Here is a 21,527-nt window from a genome sequence, read left to right as displayed (position 1 = left end):
TCATCTAACATTGCTATTTGAAGAAAAGCCAAATATTGATCAGTCAGGAAAATATTTGCGTTATTATTGACTGCGAAATAATTTTACTGCCAAATGTCTTGCTGAATAGGTGGAATTTATTCTAATACCATATGATATTGCTGTAAAAATTTAAAAGTAGTTGAGAGTTAATGCGAAGTTTATCTGTGACTTATTTGTTTTGAAAACCAGTTGCTATTATCGTATGTAAAAGGAAGTCACAGACCTTACGGAAAAGACTATCAGTAAATTATGGATGCCGTAAATGCAAAGTAATCAACAAACTTCGCATAAGGATATATATAAGATACAATAGCTTCAGAAATAAAAGTTTATATATTATCAATGTGATCATTATTTTATTCCTGCATTCAGTTAAGTCTATACGAACACAAAATGTTTAGTAAATATGGAATAATGAGGAGAATATATCTGCAAACGAAAATGGTTTATGCTGAATAATATGATTTCCAGCGAGCAGCTCTGCATCTGTGGGAGATTGATGAAATAGCACATTGTAGAGTGGAGAAATTGATGATTGATCTATTGGAGAAGTATCTGGCATCATATAAAGTTACTCAACAAATGGCAATAGGACGCTATATGAATAATCTGAAAGTATAGATAGAAGAAATAGTTATTATTGAGTTACTTTATTGTTGAGAAAAAGTGTTACTTTGATTAACAGCCAATTTTTGTGACAAGACGGTTCTTGAATTGTGAAATAGATACTATCTAAATTATTTTTTGTAATTCAGGAGTTGTCAAAAGCATAAGATAATAATACTGAGTATGGGAATATTATCATAGCTTATTAGGAGGTTTGGTATATATTGGTTGACATGGTTAAGAAAGCAGTATAAAATAAATATGTAAGCTAACTAACTAATTTATAATAGAGGTGATAAAAGTGAATGATTTGAATTTCAAAACAGAAAATACAGAATTCGGTCAATATTTACGTTTAGTTCGACAAGCGAAAAAAATATCAATTCGTCAACTTGCAAAAGAGGTGAGTAAAACACCTACATATATCAGTGATATTGAAAACGGTAATAATAAACCACCAGAAATAGAGTTATTGAATAAAATACTTGCAGCATTACAATTGGCCGATTTTCCAGACGTAAGAAATAAGTTGTATGATTCGGCAGCAAAAGAGAGAAAAGACGTTCCAGCAGATATCAAAGAATATATTATAAAAAACAAATCAATATTAAAAATTATTAGAATAATAAAAGAAAATCCAAATGAAAAGAAAATCTGGGCAAAAATATCGCAGATTATTTAATGATGGAGAAATAAAAATGGCTGAATTAAGAAAAGAAGATTTGTGGATAATGGCGGATAAACTTCGTAATAATATGGATTCTGCAGAGTATAAGCATATATGTCTTGGCCTTATATTCTTGAAATATATTTCTGATAGTTTTGAAAGAGCTTATCAAGAAATTTCTCAAGATGAGTATGCCGATCCAGAAGATAGAGATGAATACCTTGCAAAAAATGTGTTTTGGGTGCCGCAGGAAGCACGTTGGGAAACAATTAAAAACAGTGCTAAAGATCCGATAATTGGCCAGGTTATCGATAATGCTATGTATGTGATTGAAAAGGAAAACTCTTCTCTTCGTGGTGTGCTTCCTAAAGATTTTGCAAGAGCATCTTTAGATAAACGTTCTTTGGGTGAATTGGTTGATTTATTATCTGAGCTTGAGATTGGAAACGATAAGAACAAAGACACTTTAGGCTCTGCATATGAATATTTTCTTGGGAAGTTTGCACGTGCTGAAGGAAAACTTGGTGGGGAGTTCTATACTCCACGTAGTGTAGTTGATTTAATTGTAGCTATGATTGAACCTCACGATGGTCGAGTTTATGACCCTTGCTGTGGTTCTGGTGGTATGTTTGTCCAGAGTGAGCGCTTTGTAGAAGACAGAGAGGGAAGAATTGACGGTCAATTAGCCATTTATGGGCAGGAATCGAATTATAATACTTGGAAACTTTGTAAAATGAATCTTGCTATCCGTGGAATCGAAGCAAACCTCGGTCAGCAAAATGCGGATTCTTTTCATAACGATCAACACAAGAGTTTAAAGGCAGATTATATTATGGCAAACCCACCGTTTAATATTAGTGACTGGGGCGGTGAGCGTTTGATAGATGATCCAAGATGGAGTAAATACGGTATTCCGCCTACAGGTAATGCTAACTATGCTTGGATTTTGCACATGCTTTATCACTTAGCGCCAAGCGGAACGGCAGGTTTTGTATTGGCTAATGGTTCACTTTCATCTTCTACAATTAGTGAATACAATATTCGTAAAAACTTGATTGAAGATGACAAAATCGATTGTATTGTTACATTGCCGGGTGGACTGTTTTCAACAACATCAATTCCTGTTTGTCTGTGGTTTATGGCTCGCAATAAGCTGAAAAATGGACACCGTGATCGTCATGGAGAGATTCTGTTTATCGATGCCAGAAATATGGAAACAGAACCTTATGAGGACAGCCGTACGCAGAGACAGCTGACTGCAAAAACTATTGATGAAATCACCTCCGCATACCATGCTTTTCGTAACCATGAAAAGAAGGCAACAAAGGCAGATGGTACAGAGATTGAATATGCTGATAAACAGGGATTTTGGAAGATAGCAACATTGGAAGAAATTCGTGAAAAAGACTATAATTTAACCCCTTCAAGCTATGTTGGAATTATTCCTTTGGAAAAAGATACGGAACCATTTTATGACAAAATAGATAGATTAACATCAAAACTTCTTCAAATCCATCAAGATATTGAAAGTCTTGATCGAGAAATTAAATTTCAATTAGAAAAAATAGATGAACGGAGGATGGGTGAATGAATACTATTTTAAAACCATTAACTCAACTATCCGAGATATTATCAGGAGGTACGCCATCAAAAAAAATCCTAGAATATTGGGATGGAGATATTCCTTGGATAAGTGCTAAAATGATGAAAACATCAAGGGTTTCGACATCAAACCTTCACATTTCCAAGACGGGTTTAGAAAAAGGAAGTAAAATTGCACCTAAAGGAAGTATCTTAATATTGACGAGAGGCAGTGAACTATTTAATCGAGTTCCGATATGTTTTGTTGAAAAAGATGTTGCCTTTAACCAAGATGTAAAATGTATAATACCTCACAAAAATTTAGATGGAGAATTTTTATATTATTTTCTAACAAGCATACATGACCATTTGCTAAAAAGTATAGGAGTCACAGGGATTGGCGCCGGTAAACTTGAAACAAATGTCATTGAAAATATACTGGTACCTTGTTTCCCAATTAAAATGCAAAAAGAGCTAGTAAAGTTCATTAGTATATATGATAAAAAAATTATAAAAAATCAAAATGAATCTGCTATTATGCAAGAAATTTTAAATGCTCTTTTTGAACATTGGTTTTTAAATCATAACTATAGCGTGTCAAATGTATTAGATAATATTTTAGACGTAAAAATTAAGAATAAAAACGAGGAGAATTATCCAGTTCTTTCAGTTGTAAAAGAAGGTGAATTTAAAGCATCGGAAGATGTATTTACAAAACAAGTTTATAGTAAGAGTACCAAAAACTATAAAATTGTTCGCCGCAATCAAGTAGCATACAATCCGGCAAGAGCCAATATCGGTTCTATTGCCATGCTCAAGGAGTATGATATTGGACTCGTTAGTCCGATCTACACTGTTTTTGAGATGAAGGATACTATTACTCCTACTTTCTTTTATTACTATATGAAACAGCCGATATTTCAGGAAATGATCAAACACTATGCCATTGGCACAACAAGGCAGAACTTCCCTTTCGAAGCATTTAAAATGTTTCCTATGGTTGTACCGCCGATGGAACTTCAATTAAAGTTTGAAGAAATAGCAAAACCTATTGAGCAGAAAATTGCAAAATTGAAAGAAGAAAATGAGGTTTTGGCAGAGATTAGAGATACCCTACTCCCTAAATTGATGAGTGGAGAACTGCCAGTGGAAGTGGGTGAAAATTAATGGATGAACGTGAACGATACGAAGAATATCTACAAGATGAATCAGAAGAACAGCTTTCAATTTATAGTGTTTCTCACTTGCTGTCAAAACTTTCTGACTATAGTCGTATTATTTCTGAAAATGGAATACCTGGTACATTGCTTTTTCGTGGACAATCTGACATTAAATTCGGCATCAATGGAAGCATTTTTAGAAATGGACTATTGGCAAAAGAAACTACTATCGTTAATGAACTGATATTGCAAGAGCCACTGGAATTTGGAAATCATATGACGGATTTTGAACAGTTGGTCAAAATGCAACATTACGGCTTGCCGACTCGATTGCTGGATATTACAACTAATCCTTTAATCGCTCTCTATTTTGCTTGTTCTGAACATGAGGACAAAGACGGTGAACTGATTTTGTTTATCGAATCGCTACAGCGTCCTACACAAAAAGAAGTGAAATTATTTTCTGCACTTGCAGAATATGATGGAAAAAGCGAAGGTAATTTTTTGGATTATTTTTCAAGAAAAGGACTTGGAGATGATATTTTATCGAACTTTGAAGAGAAAGTGGAGCGACTGAAGACGCAGTTTCAAAATAAATATGTCCCGGTGGTAGCTCCTAAGAACAATGAACGTATAAGACGCCAAAATGGTGCGTTTTTAATCTTGGGAATAGACATATCTGCTCCTGATTATTATCTAAAAAACAGTTTCAATTTAAAAGATAGTCTCAGTGAATATGTAGATGAAGGGATTCCAAGATATTTACGTATCCCAGCAGAACAGAAATCTTCTATACTGCATGAACTTGATATGATTGGAATAAATGAAGCATTTGTCTACCCTGAATTAGAGCATCAGACATCGTATATCAAAAAAAGGCATTTGGTAAAGGCAGGTGAATAGAATGTCCAATTTTATAGAAAATGATCTTGAACAAGCTGTATTGGAGTGGTTTCAAGATTTAGGCTACCAAACTCAATATGGACCAGATATTTCGCCGGGAGGAAGCTTTTCAGAGAGAGAAAGTTTTGGAGATGTTGTTCTGTACGACAGGTTACATAGTGCATTAAAACGCATTAATAAACAATATTCCAATGATACGATTTCAGAGCTGGTTAAGAAGATTACTCGTCAGCAAAGCTTATCTATTGTCCAAAATAATGTTGCGTTTCAAAAATTATTAACCGATGGTATTGATGTAGAGGTTAAGCAGAAGGACGGAAGCATAAAAACCGAAAAAGCTTATATTTTTGATGCCAAAGATATTGAAAATAATGAGTTCTTGGCAATCAATCAATATACTGTAATTGAAAGCGGAAAAGAACGCAGACCTGATATTGTCGCTTTCTTAAATGGTATTCCTGTTGTTGTAATAGAACTGAAAAATGCAACAAACGAAGAAGTGGATATTGTTGATGGATTTAATCAGCTTCAGACTTATAAAAGAGATATTCCTTCTTTGTTTTATTACAATGCCTTTATGATCATAAGTGATGGTATCAATGCAAAAGTTGGTACAATTACTTCTGATCTGGATCGCTTTATGTTTTGGAGAACAATTGACGGAGAAAAAGAATCAGGACTTTCTTTTCCGCAATTGCAAGTTATGCTGTATGGAATGATGAATAAAAAGAGATTTTTGGACATTATTTCAAAGTATAGCTTCTTTGTTCATGAGGAAGATAAGTCTTTCAAAATTTTACCTGGTTATCATCAATTTTTTGCTGTAAATAAAGCTTTGTATACCACTCACTTGGCAGCTTCTGAAAATGGAAGCAGAAAAGCGGGTGTAATTTGGCATACACAGGGTAGCGGAAAAAGTTATTCTATGCTCATGTATACTCGTCAATTGGTTTTAGAACTGAATAACCCGACCATTGTTGTTATTACTGATAGAAATGACTTGGACGATCAGCTATTTACCACTTTTTCAAAAAGTGCCGATTATTTGCGTCAAACACCCAAACAGGCAGACACAAGAAAGAAACTACGAGAACTATTAAGCGTTCAAGCTGGCGGCATTGTATTTACGACTATCCAAAAGTTTTCGCCAGACCAGAGTGACCAATCAATGGAAGCACTGACTACCAGACGAAATGTGGTTGTTATAGCAGATGAAGCACATCGCAGTCAGTACGGGTTAGAAGCAAAAGAAAAAGACGGAAAAGTTTCTTTTGGTTTTGCAAAACATATGCGAGACGCATTGCCGAATGCTTCTTTTATCGGATTTACTGGAACTCCTGTTGAGTTGAGCGATAAGAACACACCCGCCTTGTTTGGTGACTATATTGATATTTACGATTTGACTCAAGCGGTTAAAGATAAAACTACTGTTCCGATTTATTATGAAAGCAGAATTGCAAAGTTAGATCTTCCTCAGGAATTAAAGCCAAAGATTGATGATGAGTATGACAGCATTGTTGAGGGACAGGAAGAAACTTACGCCGAAAGCCAAAAGCGAAAATGGGCAAGGTTAGAAGCCATTGTTGGAACAGATAGTCGTATTGATGTAGTGGTGAAAGATTTCATTACTCATTACGACCTTAGACAACAAGCGATTAATGGAAAAGTTATGTTTGTAGCTATGTCTAGAAAGATTGCAGTAAAACTTTACTCAAAGATTATAGAGTATCGTCCGGAATGGCATAGTGATGACATTGATAAAGGTGTAATTAAGGTTATTATGACTTCTACAGAATCTGATCCGCCTGAATTTCAGCTGCATTCAACTACTGCATCTCAGAAAAAGCTACTTGCAAAGAGAATGAAAGATGTTGAAGATGAATTAAGAATTGTTATTGTTTGCGATATGTGGTTGACGGGATTTGATGTACCTTGCCTTCACACAATGTATGTCGATAAACCAATGAGTGATCATAATCTTATGCAAGCCATAGCACGAGTTAATCGTGTGTTTAAAGACAAGCCCGGTGGTTTAATTGTAGACTATATTGGTATTGCAGATAACTTAAGAAGTGCATTAGCACAATATACACCGTCTGACCGAAAGACAACAGGTATTGATCCGCAAATAGCAATTGATCTCATGCTTGAGAAGTATGAGCAAATTCAAGGAATATTGCATGGGTTGGATTACTCTTCTTACATAAGCGGCTCCGCAAGTGAACGAATGGCGTGTATCGTTTCTGGTGTGGATTTTGTTTTGGGTAAATCGGAAGATGAGAAAAAAAAATTTCTTAATTTGGTTGTAGAAATTGGTAAGGCATACGCATTATGTTCGACTTCTGAGCAAGCTCAAGCAATCAATGTAGCGATTAGTTATTTTAAAGCCATCAAATCAGGTATTATAAAAATATTACCAAAGGACAAACAGAAGAAAACGAAAGATCAAATAGAATATGAAATAGGTCAATTGGTTTCCAAATCAGTTATTTCCGAAGCAGTCGTTGACATATTTGCTTCAGTTGGATTGAATAAACCGGATATTTCAATTTTATCTGATGAGTTTCTTGAAGAGGTAAAAGGACTGCCACAAAAAAATTTAGCTCTGGAACTTTTACGACGTTTGCTTGATGGTAAGATTAAGGAGATAGCTAAAAAGAATATTGTACAAGCAAAGAAATTTTCTGAAATGCTTGAAGCCTCAGTAATTCAATATGAAAAACGTTCTTTAGAGACCGTAGAGATTATAAAGGCTCTGGTTGATATGGCAAAAGATATGAATGAACTTCATAAAAGAGGAGAACAGCTGGGATTATCAAACGATGAACTGGCATTTTATGATGCAATTTCGTCCAATGAATCTGCCAGAGATTTCTATGAAAATGATGTCCTAAAACAAATTGCTAAAGAATTAACAATTAGCATTAAAAATAATATTAAGGTTGATTGGGATGTGCGAGAAAGTGTTAGGGCGCAGATGAGAATTACTGTAAAAAGGTTGCTCAGAAAATATAAATATCCACCGGATAAACAGGTAACTACGGTAGATTTGATAATAGAGCAAGCCGAAAAAATGTGTGAGTTCGAATTAGATAAATAGTATTATCTTTATATTTATTCTATATCAGCAACTTTGGTGAAAATTGTACAAGAGTTATGACGATAGCTTTTATTATCAATTCCTAGCAGGTTTGTTGTGGATGGATTTTATATAAAGAATTTTCTAACAATTTGCTAGATGTACAGACCTAAAAAAGTTAGACTTAAAAATCTAATGATTTTAGGTCGGTATTTTTATGGTTAAGTGTGGTTTGGAATTTAAGAAAAAGTAGTTATGGCATACCTTAATAGTGAAGGAAGTTTTAAGTATATTGCTAAGGAATTTGGTTAACGGCTTTCGTGATGTTGGAGTTGAAGCTTTGAGACTACAGAAGAAAGGTCGAAATAAAGTATTGGATATGGTAAATAAATGTATTAAAGTGCAATCAGAAAATGAGCCTTCTACCGATGTAAATACTGAATATATAAAGCAGCTAAAGGATGAACTTCTTAAATTAAGTATAGAGAATGCCTTTAAAAAAACCTGAGGAGATTGCGTTTAGGGGACGAAGCCCAAATAAGAGAACGGCACGAGTCATCAACAGCCCCCGAAGACAGTTCAAACTAAAAGACCTTCTCTCATATATAGGTATGTTTAAAGCGACATATATGTATTGACAAAAGCGATTCGAAAAAAGAAATCCTGACAAAGAACTTGAAGACAAGATCGTTGAGATTAAAAAACTAAATAAAGATTATGGATATCGTCGAATACTTGGAGAATTTTGTAACTAGAGATATATTGTTAATAAAAATGATTGGAGATTGACACAAAAGTTTGACTTGCAGGTTACTTCATTCCTGCGTAAAAGCAGGAAATACAGTTCATAATAAAGGAAAAGTAGAAGCCATTGCACCAAATAGAATTAAAAGGCGTTTTAATACTCATATACCTCATCAGAAAATAACAACTGATACAACGGAGTTTAAATACTATGAAGTAGATGTAAATGGACATATAACGATGCATAAATTATACCTTGATCCATTCATGGATATGTGTAATGGAGAAATAGTTAGTTTTGGCATAGACAACGACTATTCGCCAAAAATGTAATGGCTGCGTCAGAACAAGCAATAGAAATCATTTCTGACTGCTCATATCGCAGAGCATTTCATTCATACTGAGATTAAATTTATCAAATGAGATTATATATTAAATATTATAAAAAGAAATGAATGTTCCAAAGTATGTCTAGAAAAGGAAAATGCTTTGACAATTCTGTCATGGAAAAATTCTTTGGATGGCTCAAGCAGGAAATCTATTACGGTGTTGTGTATTATAGCTATGAAGAGCTGCGTTCGAAAATTGAAAGATATATAAAATACTATAATGAAAAACAAATTAGAGAGAAACTAGGATAGCGTAGTTTTGTACAATTAGGCGTAGTCTTTTAGAGGCGTAAAAATATACATAGGAAACTCTTGATTGCTATGTATATTTAAAGTATAATTTTTGGAGTTCACATTGATATAGTGTATAATATTGTCTAACAAATAAGGGTTCCACAATATTGTAGTTTATTTAGATAATACAAGACATCGTTTGCAACAACGATGTCTAAAAACAGTCTCTAAGAAAAAATTCGCTTTGTCAATATAATAGACATTAAAATAAAATTTGCCTCTGAAACATCCTTTGGTTTGTAAAGTAAGCAACAGTGTGTCTTATGAGGTAATTTAAAGACTTTATTTATTGCTTCGTTCACATAAAAACGTACTGCACCAGCAGCATATAGGCTATCGTGCCGACGGCGATGGTGGCCAAAAGATTTTTCAGCGTCAGCTGCAGCAGAACGGTCAGCGCTACGGCGACGGTTTCCGGCAGGCCGTGAGCGGGGGCTGTGAAATCGATATCCTTGAGAGAATATACTACCAGCATACCCATGACTGCGGCGGGCAGCACCTTGCCGAGAAAGGCGACCAGGGGCGGCGTGGGTTTGTCGGCGGGGAAGAGCAAAAAGGGAATGAAGCGCGTCAGCATAGTCCCGGCTACGACGACGGCGATAGTAATCAGTTGTTCGGCGAAGGTCATGGCTGGCGTACTCCTTTATAGTAAGCAAAAATAAAAACGCTGATGATGAGCAGCATGGACGGCGGGATAAAGCTACGCGGGCCTAAAAGCAGCAGGCAGGCCAAGGGGATGGCGACGCCGGTAACGGCGGGAGCGTGATGCTCCGCGCTTTGCCACTGGCTGACGAAAATGGCGACGAAGAGCGCCGTCAGAGCGAAATCCAGACCCTTGGTGTTGATTTGCAGGCTGCTGCCCAGCAGTCCGCCCAACGTAGCGCCCGCAACCCAGTAAATTTGGTTGAGCAAGGTGACGAAGGTCATGAACCAGCCCTTGTCGACGCCGGGCGGCGGGTTGGTAGAGCAGTTGATGGCGAAGGATTCGTCGCACATGCCGAAGATAAGATAGAATTTTTTCCAGCCCAGCCCTTTGAATTTTTCCAGCATGGACAGGCCGTAAAAAAGATGGCGGGAGTTGACCATGAGCGTCATCAGGAAGCAATACAGCGGGTCGAAGGCGCCGAGCAGCATGGTTACGAGCACGAACTCCATGGAGCCGGCGAAAACCAACGCGCTGGTGAAAAACGGATACCAGGGCGAGAAGCCCTTGCTGCAAATATAAAAGCCGTAGGAAAGCCCTAAAAAAAGAAACGCCGCGCAGATGGGCAGCGTTAACGGGAACGCGGCTTGGAAGGCCGCTCGATATTTGTTCATTTAAAGTTACCTGCGCAATCGTAAAACATATAATTCAGATAGAAAATATTATACAGGAAAAGCCTCGGCGCGTCAACCGCGCGGCGCAGGGCCGCTGCTGGCGCGGGCCACTAAACGGCATTTATATTCTACGTGAGTGATGCTGGTAAATTTTCCCTGACTGTGATAGCCGGCGATTTCCTCCTGCAAAAGCTGAAAGGCGCTTTGACCGCAGTCGGTCAGGGAATTATCCACGCTGGTCAGGCTGATTCCGCGCAGGCGCGAGGGAAAGATATTGTCGAAGCCGCACAGGCTGATATCCTGTGGGATGCGCAGGCCCTTATCGCAAACGGCGTTATAGACGCCGTAGGCCACCATGTCGTTGACGGCGACGAGGGCAGTCGTTTCCGGCTTTTGCGCCAGGCAGGACAAAGCCAGCTCGTAGCCCGTGGCGTATTCTACGTCCACATGCGAAAGCTCAAAATCGGGCGTGATTTCTTTGGCGAAAACGCTCAGCTGCGCTCCTTCGCAGTCCTGACAGGCGGCCTGCAGCCCTTCGCAACGGCGCACGCGGGAGGTGTGCTGCTCGTTGAGAGTGGTGGACAGGTAAGCGATACGCCGGTGGCCTAAGTCCAAAAGATGCTTGCCCACCAGCTGCCCGGCGGTGAAATTATTCATATCCACCGTGGCCAGCTCCAGGTCGCCGCGGCGGTCGCCGATGGCTACTACGGGCAGACGTCGGCTCAGCTCGTAGGCCAGCTGGGGCTGCTGCGGTATCATGGCGAAGATGACGCCCGCCACATGCAGCCGTCGCGCCTGCTCCATGATTTCCTTTTCCGTTGTCGTGTCCCAATAGGTGGTACGCACGGAGGTTACGAAGCCCTGCCTGCGGGCGGCGATTTCAATTCCCTGGATAATAGTTGTATAAAAGGGATTAAAAACGGAGGGGCAAATGATAAAAATCAGCGTATCCGCAGGCGCTATAAGGCTGTAGGACTGCTTCTTGCCGTTTTGATAGCCCATGCTTTCGGCCAGCGCGAAAACCTGCCGCACTGTTTCGTCGTTAAAGCGGTTGATGCTGCGGCGGTTGAGAATCATGGAGACACTGGCAGGCGAAAGCCCCGCCGCGGCGGCGACGTCCTTGAGGGTGACCTTCTTGGGCATGTCGCCCTCCTTTCTTGTTTACCGGCCGATGACCTTGGCGGCGACGTCGGGGAAATTGGTAATAAGCGTATCCACGCCGGCCTTGACTAGCTTGGCCATCAGCTCCGCGTCGTTAGGCGTCCAGGCCTGCAGGCCCACGCCGTGCTGATGCAAATCGTCCGCAACGCCTTCCTTCAGGCAGAAAGGGCTGCAGGCGTTGACGGTAGCAGCGCCCTGACTGGCGGCATAAGCGCCGACGTTCATAATCCAGGTTTCGGTCAGCAGGCCGCATTTGGCGTCAGGCTGCAATTCCTTGATGCGCGCGATGGAATAATGATTGAAGGAAGAATACCAGATTTGTTTTTCCAAACCGAATTCGTGAACCATAGCCACCAGCTTTTCCGCCATACCCTCGTATTCAAACACGCTGGTTTTCAGCTCGATATTGGTAATGAGCTTCGTGGTCTTGAGCCAGGAAAAATATTCGCGCAGCGTGGGAATAGTTTGGCGGGGGAAGAAGCCCTTGACGTTGACGCCTACGGACAAGGTTTTCAGCTGCTCCAGCGTATAGTCCTTTAAAAAGCCGCTGCCGTTGGTGGTGCGGTCCAGCGCTTCGTCGTGCATAATGACGATTTCGCCGTCCTTCGTCAGCTGGATATCGAGCTCGATGCCGTCGGCAGGAGATTCCTCCGCCGTTTTTTGGAAAGCCAGCATAGTGTTTTCGGGATAATAGCCGGAAAAGCCGCGATGGGCAAAAATCATAGTCATCAAAAAGTCTCCTTTGCTTGTCTTGGACAATAGAATTTAAAATAAGTTCAACAATTTTCAACACCATCTTAGCACAAGATAAGCCAAAAAACAAGCGGGACTATTTCTGTCCGCGAGGGACAAAAAACAGCCAAAAGCTAGACGGAGACTGGATTGTCAAATTATCGTAAAATTATTGACAATTATGTGAAGCTCTGATAATATGATAAGAGACATTGTGAACGGGAAAATATTCCGTAAAAATTTCAACAAATTTTAACAAGCAGTAGAGGAGGATTTACATGAAAAAAATAATCGCTCTGTTAATGATGGCAGTAATGATGCTGGCGCTGACAGGCTGCGGCGGCGACAAAAAAGCTGAGGACAAGGCTGCCGGCTCTGACAAAAAGGTTGTGCTGAAGCTGAGCCACGTATTCTCTCCCGACGAGCAGCTGTATAAATCTATGGAGCTGGTTGCCGGGCGCATCAATAAAAAAACCAACGGCCGCGTAGAAATTCAATGCTACGGTCAAAACCAGCTGGCTTGCTACAAGGACGGCCTGGAGCAGGTAGCTAACGGCGCTAATTTTATTTCCGTAGAGGATCCGTCTTATTTGGGCGATTATGTGCCGGACTTTAAGCCTCTGGTCGGCCCGATGCTGTACCAAACCTACGACGAGTACGCTAAGATGATTGAAACTCCGCTGGTTAAGGATATGATCGCTAAGGCAGAGCAAAAGGGCATTAAGGTTCTGGCTCTGGACTATGTATTCGGTTTCCGTAACCTGATTACCAATAAGGTTATTACCAAGCCGGAAGATTTGAAGGGCATGAAGCTGCGTACTCCCGGCAGCAAGCTGTTCATCGACACCATTAACGCTATGGGCGCAACCGCTACCAGCCTGCCCTTCTCCGAGACCTTGTCCGGCGTTTCCCAGGGCGTAGTCGACGGCCTGGAAGGCTCCGAGTTCACCAACATCGGCACCAAATGCTATGAATATACCAAGAACGTAGCTACTACGAAACATTTCCTGGGTACCTGCGGCGTTTACATTTCCACCAAGGTTTGGGACAAGCTGTCTCCGGAGGATCAAAAAATCGTAGCCGAAGAATTTGCTTACGGCGGCAAGGAAATGACCAAGATTTCCACCGAGTCCTATAATCAGGTTTACAAAGAGCTGGAAGCCAAGGGCGTAAAATTCAACGACGTTGACCATGTAGCCTTTGAAAAAGCAACCGAGCCCGTATTCCAACAGATGGAAGAAAAAGAAGGCGCAACTCCTGGCATTTACAAAAAACTGAAAGAGGAAATTGCTAAGATTCGCAGCTCTAAATAATCTTTCGTTGTTCTAAAATCGAAGCGTTTCGTTTAAAGTTTTTTAAACGGAACGCTTTCTTTTGCACACGCGGTATATTTTTTTTGTGGAGGCGTCTGTTAATGAATTTAAAATTTATTCTGCAAAATCTTGAGGATATCGTCGCTTCAATCTTCATATCCATTACGACGGTTCTCGTTATTATCAATATTATTTTGCGTTATATTTTTAATTCCGGCCTGGTGTGGTCCGAGGAGGTGGCTACGGGCTGCTTCGTCTGGTCCGTGTTCATCGGGGCGGTAGCCGTATTCAAGCATCGCGGCCATGTGGGCGTGGACCTGATAGTTAAGCGCCTGCCCCGGGCCATGCAGTGGGGCGTCAGACTGGTAACCGATTTGATTCTGGTGGCGCTTAACGGCTATATGGCTTATCTTTCCGTGCTCTATATTCAAACGTCCTATACGAAAATGACGCCGGTGCTGGGCGTTTCGTCCGCCTACATCAGCTCGTCCGTGCTCATTGCCTTCGTATTGATGACGGCTTATTCCGTGAAATTTGTCGTTGAAGATTTATTTGGTAAAAAGGAGGTTGAAGCGTGATGGCTTACTTGCCCGTGATAATTGTTTTTATCCTCTATTTTTCCAGCATCCCCATCGCTTACGCCCTGTTCGGCGCGACGGTATCCTATTTTACCTTTATCGACAGCGCGTCGCCGACGCATTTGATGTTCCAGAGAATTATCACCAGCACCCAGTCCTTCCCGCTGCTGGCGATACCCTTCTTCATTATGGCGGGCTCCATTATGAATTATGCCGGTATCAGCGATAAGCTGATGAAATTTACCGACGTTTTAATGGGGCATATGACGGGCGGACTGGCGCAGGTCAACGTGCTGCTGAGCCTGCTGATGGGCGGCGTGTCGGGCAGCGCTAACGCCGACGCCGCGATGCAGAGCAAAATGCTGGTGCCGGAAATGGAAAAACGCGGCTATGGGCGCGCCTTTTCGGCGGCGGTTACGGCGGCTTCTTCCGCCAGCACGCCGGTTATCCCGCCCGGCATCAACCTGATTATTTACGCTTTGATTGCCAGCGTATCCGTTACCAAAATGTTTATGGCCGGTTATGTGCCGGGTATTTTGATGGCGGTTTCGATGATGATCGTCGTCGCCATCGTTTCGCGCAAGCGCGGCTACAAGCCGTCGCGCGAGAAGGCCGCGACTTTCGGCGAAATTATGGAGCAGCTCAAGGAATCGATTTGGGCGTTGCTGTTCCCCTTCGGCATTATCGCCGGCCTGCGCATGGGCATGTTCACTCCCTCCGAGGCGGGCGCCGTAGCCGTAGTGTACTGCGTTTTTGTCGGCGCGTTTATTTATAAGGAATTGAAATGGGAATACGCCTGGCCGATTATGAAGGAAACAATTTACGGCACCAGCTCCGTGTGCCTGATTATCGTAGCGGCTTCCTTCTTTGGCTATTACATGAACTGGGAGCGCATTCCCCAGCAGATTACCTCCGCCATGCTGGATATGACCAGGAACCCTTATGTGATGCTGATGCTGGTCAACGTATTGCTGTTGGTGCTGGGTATGTTCCTGGAAGGCGGCGCGGCGCTGATTATTCTGGCCCCGCTGCTGGTGCCGGTAGTGAAGCAGCTGGGCGTCGACCCCGTGCATTTCGGCATTATCTGCATCGTGAATATTATGATTGGCGGCCTGACGCCGCCCTTCGGCTCCATGATGTTTACGGTCTGCGCGATAACGGAAACGCCGCTGGGCGAATTTTTCAAAGAGGTATGGCCGTTCATCCTCGCTTTGGTTATTACGCTTTTAATCGTTACCTACGTGCCGGGGCTGGTAATGTTCCTGCCGAACTTATAATTTGATATTTTGTAGGACGGGGAAGCGGTCGCGCTTCTCCGTTTTTTGAAAGAAGGTATTCTGATGACGAAGGAAAAATATATTATGGCGCTCGATTTGGGTACTACCAGCTGCCGCTGCATTTTGTTTAATAAGCAGGGCGAAATCTGCAGCGTGGCGCAGAAGGAATTTACCCAGTATTATCCGCAGGCGGGCTGGGTGGAGCACGACGCCGAAGAAATCTGGGCGACGCAGCTGGGCCTGATGTACGAAGCCATGGGCAAGCTGGACGTTTCCCCCGCGGATATTGCGGGCATCGGCATCACCAACCAGCGCGAAACGACCGTCGTCTGGGATAAGGTTACAGGGCGGCCCGTGTGCAAGGCCATCGTGTGGCAGTGCCGCCGCACCGCGGAATACTGCGACCTGCTGAAAATTAAAGGCTACGCCAATATGTTCCGCGAAAAAACTGGCCTCGTGCTGGACGCTTATTTTTCGGGAACCAAGCTGCATTGGATTTTGGAAAATGTTCCGGGAGCAAGGGAAAAGGCCGACGCTGGGCGTTTGCTTTTCGGCACTGTCGACAGCTGGATAATTTGGAAGCTGACGGGCGGCAAGGTGCACGTAACCGATTATTCCAACGCTTCCCGCACCCTGATGTTCAATATCCATACGCTGGAATGGGACGACGAAATTTTAACGGTGTTGGGCGTGCCTAAGGCCATGCTGCCGGAGGTTAAGCCCTCCAGCTGCGTTTACGGCATGACCGACGCCAAGCTGTTCGACGAAAATATTCCCATCGCCGGCGCGGCGGGCGACCAGCAGTGCGCGCTGTTCGGCCAGACCTGCTTTGCGCCGGGCGAGGCGAAAAATACCTACGGCACGGGCGGCTTTATGCTGATGAACACGGGCGCGACGCCCGTAACCTCCAAGAACGGCCTGGTTACGACCATCGCCTGGGGCGTGGACGGCAAGGTGGAATACGCGCTGGAGGGTTCCATTTTCGTAGCGGGCGCGGCTGTGCAATGGCTGCGCGACGAGCTGGGGTTAATCCGCAACGCCGCTGAATCCGAAGAGCTGGCCAAGGCCGTGCCCGACGCCAACGGCTGTTACGTTGTGCCCGCGTTCGTCGGCCTGGGCGCGCCGTACTGGAACCAATATGCCCGCGGCGCTATCGTGGGCCTGACCCGCGGCGTCAACCGCAACCATATCGTGCGCGCGACGCTGGAGGCTATCACCTATCAGGTGTACGACGTGCTGAAGGCCATGGAAGAGGACAGCGGCATCAAGCTGAGCTCTTTGCAAGTGGACGGCGGCGCCTGCGCCAATAATTTGCTGATGCAGATGCAGGCCGATATCATCAACGCCAACGTCGCGCGCCCCGCGTGCATCGAAACCACGGCCATGGGCGCGGCCTATCTGGCAGGCCTGGCGGTGGGCTATTGGCAGGACAAAGACGAAATCAAAAAGAACCACGTCGTCGCCAAAACCTTTACGCCCGCCATGGACTGCGCCAAACGCGAAAAAATTCTGCACGGCTGGCACAGGGCGGTCAAGGCCGCCTGCGTAAGATTGCAGCCGGAAGAATAAAAGGCTTTGCCGGACAAAGAAAAAATAAATTGTAAAAAAGGCTATCGTGTCGGCGAAAACGCTGTAAAACGATAGCCTTTTTCCTTTTTCTGCGCCGCGCCGCCGGGAAAGTCTTTGCCAGTGTTAAAAAGTTCACGTTTTATTTGACGATGCTCGCGGCTGTTGATATAATGATAGTAACTATACTAGCGTGTATTGTAGCCTGAGAAAACATTTTGCTTGGGTTTTGTTTTTTTTAGTAAGCAAATTTTGGGAGGTAGATGTTGATGAAAGTAGCAATCATTATGGGCAGCAATTCCGACTGGCCCATACTGGAGACGGCTGAAAAAACTCTGAAGGATTTTGGCGTCGAGGTAGAAGTTGTCGTAGCTTCCGCCCACCGCACTCCTGACGTAGTGCACGAATTTGCTGCGGGCGCGCGCGAGCGCGGCGTGGAAGTCATTATTGCGGCGGCGGGCGCAGCCGCGCATTTGGGCGGCGTTATCGCGGCTTACACTACTGTGCCTGTTATCGGCATTCCCATCAACGCTACTCCCTTGGGCGGGATGGACGCGCTGCTGAGCTTTGTGCAGATGCCTTCCGGTATTCCCGTGGCGACGATGGCGATTAACGGCGCGAAAAATGCGGCGCTGTTCGCCGTGCAGATTCTGGCCGTCAAATACCCCGAGCTGGCGGATAAGCTGGCCGCCAACCGCCTGCAAATGCGGGAGGAGGTTAAGGCCAAGGGCGAAAAGCTGGCTAAGTTGAGAGCGGAAAGCAAGTAAGACCATACCAAGCGCTTGCGCGAAGCGAATAATTGGCAAGGAGAATTGATTGTGGAAAACTTATTTCAGGATGATAAGCTGCATGAGGAATGCGGCGTCTTTGGTATTTTCAGTCACAGCGAGGACGTAGCGCTCAATACCTATTGGGGCTTGTACGCTTTGCAGCACCGCGGCCAGGAAAGTACCGGTATTGTCGTTACCGACGGCAAGACGATGAAGGTGAAAAAGGGCATGGGCCTGGTTCCCGACGTTTACAAGGACGGCGTCGGCGATTTGCAGGGCTTCGCCGCCATCGGGCACGTGCGTTATTCCACTACCGGCGCCAGCATGGCTTATAATATTCAGCCGCTGAAGGTTTATTTCGACGGCGGCAATCTGGCGCTGAGCCATAACGGCAATCTGACCAACGCCGGGCAGCTGCGGGCTAATCTGGCCAAGGAGGGCGCTGTTTTCACTACTACCGTGGATACGGAGGTGGTGCTGACGCTGATCGCCTACAGCGCGCGCCCGACCATCGAGGAGCGCGTGGCCGAGGCCGTGAAGCAGATTCGCGGCGCTTACGCTATTTTGTTTATGACGGATAATAAGATTATCGCCGTGCGCGACCCTTACGGCTTCCGCCCGCTGGTTTTGGGCAAGCTGGAAAACGGCTGGTGCGTGGCGTCAGAGTCCTGCGCTTTCGATTTGGTGGGTGCGGAGCTGGTGCGCGACGTCAAGCCCGGCGAAATGGTGATTATCGACAGCGATAACGCCGAGCCCCGCAGCGTTATGTGGGCCGACAAGCTGCCGGAAAAAACTGCGCACTGCGTTTTTGAATATGTATATTTTGCCCGCAACGACAGCGTTATCGATAAGCAGCCTGTTTACGACGCCCGCATTCAGATGGGGCGCGAGCTGGCTAAGGAAACGAAGGAAATTAAGCCGGACATCGTTATTTCCGCGCCGGACAGCGGCACTCCCGCCGCCATCGGCTATGCGCTGGAGTCCGGTATCCCCTTTATGGAGGGCCTGACGAAAAACCGCTACGTAGGCCGCACCTTTATCCAGCCCACGCAAAAGCAACGCGCCAACGCCGTGCGCTTGAAGCTGAACCCGGTGCGCAGCGTGGTAGAGGGCAAGTCCGTGGTGATGGTGGACGATTCCATCGTGCGCGGCACTACCAGCGGCAAGGTGGTCAAGCTGCTCAAGGAGGCGGGGGCCCGCGAGGTGCACGTCTGCATTTCTTCGCCGCCGGTTGTGGACAGCTGCTATTACGGCATCGATACTTCCGAGCGCAAGCAGCTGATTGCCGCCCGTTGTACTAATGAAGAAATCTGCCGCTTTATCGGCGCCGACAGCCTGCATTATATTTCTATGGACGGCATGAAGCGCGCCATCGGCAAAATCGACCCGGACGGCCTGTGCTGCGCTTGCTTCAGTTCCGACTATCCCGACAAGGCGGACGAGGTTATAGGGCAGGAGCCTGAGGGAATTTTTGAGTAGACTGGCGATAACTGCTTTAAAGTATGCGCGTAATACGGAGCAATTCTCCCTCCGCCTCGCATTAGCTCGGCACCTCCCTCAAAGAGGGAGGAAAAGAGAATTTTCTGAGCTAAAGTGAATTGCCCCCTCTAAGAGGGGGCTGTCGCCGACGGCGACTGGGGGAGTTATTACTTTTACGATATTTACATAATTCTATAAATTTGGGAGGCCAATCATGAGCGAAGAAAAGAAACAACTTACCTATGCCGACGCCGGGGTGGATATCGACGCGGGCAATAAAGCGGTGGAGCTGATGAAGGACAGCGTGCGCGCTACCTATCGCAGCGAGGTCATCGGCGATTTAGGCGGCTTCGGCGGCTTGTTCGCTTTGAACTGCGGCAAGTACAAGGAGCCGGTTTTGGTAAGCGGCACCGACGGCGTAGGCACGAAGCTGAAGCTGGCGTTTATGGCCGACAAGCACGATACCATCGGCCAGGACGCGGTGGCTATGTGCGTCAACGATATTCTGGTACAGGGCGCGGAGCCTTTGTTCTTCCTGGATTATATTGCCGTGGATAAGGTCGATTCCCAAAAGGTGGCCAATATCGTGAAGGGCGTGGCCAACGCCTGCAAGGAAAGCGGCTGCGCGCTGATCGGCGGCGAAACTGCGGAGATGGCGGGCTTTTACGCCAAGGGCGAATACGATATCGCCGGCTTTTGCGTGGGCGTTGTGGATAAAGCCAAGATGATTACCGGCGAGAAGGTTAAGGTCGGCGACGTGCTGCTGGGCCTGCCGTCCAGCGGCGTGCATTCCAACGGCTTCTCTTTGGTGCGCAAAATCTGCTTCGAGGCCATGGGCTACGACATGGATACGCCGATTGCGGAATTTGGCTGCACTCTGGGCGAAAAGCTGCTGACGCCGACGCGCCTGTATCCCAAGACCTGTCTGCCGCTGATTGAAAAATTTGATTTGCACGCTATGGTGCATATTACCGGCGGCGGCTTCTATGACAATATTCCCCGCATTCTGCCGGAGGGCTGCGACGCCGAGGTGAACGCCGAGGCCTGGGAGGTTCCCGTGGTGTTTAAAAAATTGCAGGAATGGGGCAACGTGCCCTGGACGGAAATGTACCGCACCTTTAATATGGGCGTGGGCATGGCGCTGGTAGTGGACCCGGCGGAGGCCGACGCCGTGCGCGCGCATCTGGCGGAAGCGGGCGAGGTATTCTACGAGCTGGGCAGAATTGTGCCCGGCAGCAAAAAGACTGTGATGAAGGGCGGCGTTTTCGGTGCGTAAGATCGGCGTATTAGTCAGCGGCCGCGGCAGTAATTTGCAGGCCATTATGGACCGCATTGCCGATGGCTATCTGCCTTTGGAAATCGCGGTGGTTATCAGCGATAAGGCGGACGCCTTCGCTTTGGAGCGCGCGGCGCGGGCCGGCATTAAAACCGTGGTTGCGGAGCGTAAGGGCTGCGCTTCCAAAGAGGAATTTGAAGCGAAAATCAACGACGCTTTGACGGCGGCAGGCTGCGAGCTGGTGGTGCTGGCAGGCTTTATGCGCATTTTAAGCGGCGCTTTTGTCAATCAATGGCATCATAAAATTATCAATATCCATCCCGCGCTGCTGCCCAGCTTTCCCGGACTGCACGGCCAGGGACAGGCGGTGGCTTACGGCGTGAAATTTTCCGGCTGCACCGTGCATTTCGTGGACGAGGGCACGGACAGCGGCCCGATAATTTTGCAGAAGGTTGTCCCCGTGCTGGACGACGATACGGAGGATACGCTGGCCGACCGCATTTTAGTGCAGGAGCATATCGCGATGCCGGAGGCGCTGAAACTGTGGGCCGAGGGCAAGCTGCAGATCGACGGGCGCAAGGTTAAGGTTTTGGCATAAAGAACAGAGGTGCAAG

The 21,527-nt window shown here is 45.2% G+C and carries 19 protein-coding genes; 15 read left to right on the top strand and 4 right to left on the bottom strand.

Going from position 1 to position 21,527, the window contains the following annotated elements; all coding sequences use genetic code 11:
• Positions 1-928: 928 nt before the first annotated feature.
• The 7 genes from Q4E64_RS02015 (at position 929) to Q4E64_RS11430 (ending at position 9,402) form a co-directional block, all read left to right on the top strand.
• On the top strand, positions 929-1,309 hold the full coding sequence (locus Q4E64_RS02015) for a helix-turn-helix domain-containing protein (RefSeq protein ID WP_303165988.1): 381 nt from the start codon (positions 929-931) through the stop codon (positions 1,307-1,309).
• Positions 1,310-1,325: 16 nt separating this feature from the next.
• The gene (locus tag Q4E64_RS02010; RefSeq protein WP_368501484.1) at positions 1,326-2,885 is read left to right on the top strand and encodes an N-6 DNA methylase; all 1,560 of its coding nucleotides are present in this window, start codon (positions 1,326-1,328) and stop codon (positions 2,883-2,885) included.
• Positions 2,882-4,042 carry a restriction endonuclease subunit S gene (locus Q4E64_RS02005; RefSeq protein WP_303165986.1) on the top strand — a complete coding sequence of 387 codons (1,161 nt, stop codon included), beginning with the start codon at positions 2,882-2,884 and terminating at the stop codon, positions 4,040-4,042. Before Q4E64_RS02010 ends, Q4E64_RS02005 begins: the two co-directional genes overlap by 4 nt.
• Complete coding sequence (locus Q4E64_RS02000; protein ID WP_303165985.1) at positions 4,042-4,938, top strand: FRG domain-containing protein; 897 nt, start codon at positions 4,042-4,044, stop codon at positions 4,936-4,938. The genes Q4E64_RS02005 and Q4E64_RS02000 overlap by 1 nt, the downstream gene beginning before the upstream one ends.
• Position 4,939: 1 nt before the next feature.
• Positions 4,940-8,038 (top strand): type I restriction endonuclease subunit R, encoded by a 3,099-nt coding sequence (locus Q4E64_RS01995; RefSeq protein WP_303165984.1) that lies wholly within the window; start codon positions 4,940-4,942, stop codon positions 8,036-8,038.
• Between the two features lie 250 nt (positions 8,039-8,288).
• On the top strand, positions 8,289-8,525 hold the full coding sequence (locus tag Q4E64_RS01990) for a hypothetical protein (protein ID WP_303165983.1): 237 nt from the start codon (positions 8,289-8,291) through the stop codon (positions 8,523-8,525).
• Between the two features lie 691 nt (positions 8,526-9,216).
• Positions 9,217-9,402, top strand: a complete 186-nt coding sequence (locus Q4E64_RS11430) for an IS3 family transposase (RefSeq protein WP_368501474.1) — start codon at positions 9,217-9,219, stop codon at positions 9,400-9,402.
• A 340-nt stretch (positions 9,403-9,742) separates the two neighbouring features.
• Here Q4E64_RS11430 and Q4E64_RS01985 read toward each other — a convergent pair whose 3' ends face one another.
• From Q4E64_RS01985 to Q4E64_RS01970, 4 genes are all read right to left on the bottom strand, one after another.
• Entirely contained in the window at positions 9,743-10,072 is a 330-nt protein-coding gene (locus Q4E64_RS01985) for a branched-chain amino acid transporter permease (protein WP_303165982.1), read from the bottom strand.
• Complete coding sequence (locus tag Q4E64_RS01980; RefSeq protein ID WP_303165981.1) at positions 10,069-10,761, bottom strand: AzlC family ABC transporter permease; 693 nt, start codon at positions 10,759-10,761, stop codon at positions 10,069-10,071. Before Q4E64_RS01980 ends, Q4E64_RS01985 begins: the two co-directional genes overlap by 4 nt.
• Before the next feature lie 72 nt (positions 10,762-10,833).
• Complete coding sequence (locus Q4E64_RS01975) at positions 10,834-11,904, bottom strand: LacI family DNA-binding transcriptional regulator (protein WP_303165980.1); 1,071 nt, start codon at positions 11,902-11,904, stop codon at positions 10,834-10,836.
• Between the two features lie 18 nt (positions 11,905-11,922).
• The gene (locus Q4E64_RS01970) at positions 11,923-12,651 is read right to left on the bottom strand and encodes a glycerophosphodiester phosphodiesterase (RefSeq protein ID WP_303165979.1); all 729 of its coding nucleotides are present in this window, start codon (positions 12,649-12,651) and stop codon (positions 11,923-11,925) included.
• A gap of 281 nt (positions 12,652-12,932) precedes the next feature.
• Here Q4E64_RS01970 and dctP point away from each other — a divergent pair, with 281 nt between their 5' ends.
• The 8 genes from dctP (at position 12,933) to purN (ending at position 21,511) form a co-directional block, all read left to right on the top strand.
• The gene (dctP, locus tag Q4E64_RS01965) at positions 12,933-13,967 is read left to right on the top strand and encodes a C4-dicarboxylate TRAP transporter substrate-binding protein (protein WP_303165978.1); all 1,035 of its coding nucleotides are present in this window, start codon (positions 12,933-12,935) and stop codon (positions 13,965-13,967) included.
• 101 nt (positions 13,968-14,068) lie between these two features.
• On the top strand, positions 14,069-14,545 hold the full coding sequence (locus tag Q4E64_RS01960; protein ID WP_303165977.1) for a TRAP transporter small permease: 477 nt from the start codon (positions 14,069-14,071) through the stop codon (positions 14,543-14,545).
• Complete coding sequence (locus Q4E64_RS01955) at positions 14,545-15,822, top strand: TRAP transporter large permease (RefSeq protein ID WP_303166058.1); 1,278 nt, start codon at positions 14,545-14,547, stop codon at positions 15,820-15,822. Before Q4E64_RS01960 ends, Q4E64_RS01955 begins: the two co-directional genes overlap by 1 nt.
• Positions 15,823-15,885: 63 nt before the next feature.
• The gene (gene glpK / locus Q4E64_RS01950; protein ID WP_368501483.1) at positions 15,886-17,391 is read left to right on the top strand and encodes a glycerol kinase GlpK; all 1,506 of its coding nucleotides are present in this window, start codon (positions 15,886-15,888) and stop codon (positions 17,389-17,391) included.
• Between the two features lie 266 nt (positions 17,392-17,657).
• A complete protein-coding gene (purE, locus tag Q4E64_RS01945) occupies positions 17,658-18,155 on the top strand; it encodes a 5-(carboxyamino)imidazole ribonucleotide mutase (RefSeq protein ID WP_303165975.1) in 498 nt (165 codons plus the stop codon).
• A gap of 51 nt (positions 18,156-18,206) precedes the next feature.
• Complete coding sequence (purF, locus tag Q4E64_RS01940; RefSeq protein WP_303165974.1) at positions 18,207-19,637, top strand: amidophosphoribosyltransferase; 1,431 nt, start codon at positions 18,207-18,209, stop codon at positions 19,635-19,637.
• Positions 19,638-19,851: 214 nt separating this feature from the next.
• The gene (gene purM, locus Q4E64_RS01935; RefSeq protein ID WP_303165973.1) at positions 19,852-20,913 is read left to right on the top strand and encodes a phosphoribosylformylglycinamidine cyclo-ligase; all 1,062 of its coding nucleotides are present in this window, start codon (positions 19,852-19,854) and stop codon (positions 20,911-20,913) included.
• On the top strand, positions 20,906-21,511 hold the full coding sequence (purN, locus tag Q4E64_RS01930; RefSeq protein ID WP_303165972.1) for a phosphoribosylglycinamide formyltransferase: 606 nt from the start codon (positions 20,906-20,908) through the stop codon (positions 21,509-21,511). The genes purM and purN overlap by 8 nt, the downstream gene beginning before the upstream one ends.
• Positions 21,512-21,527 lie beyond the last annotated feature (16 nt).

Origin of the sequence: Phascolarctobacterium sp. (assembly GCF_030531065.1) — a bacterium.
GTDB lineage: Bacteria > Bacillota > Negativicutes > Acidaminococcales > Acidaminococcaceae > Phascolarctobacterium_A.
Note: the sequence above shows the minus strand (reverse complement) of the source record. Positions and strands in the feature narration are given on the sequence as shown.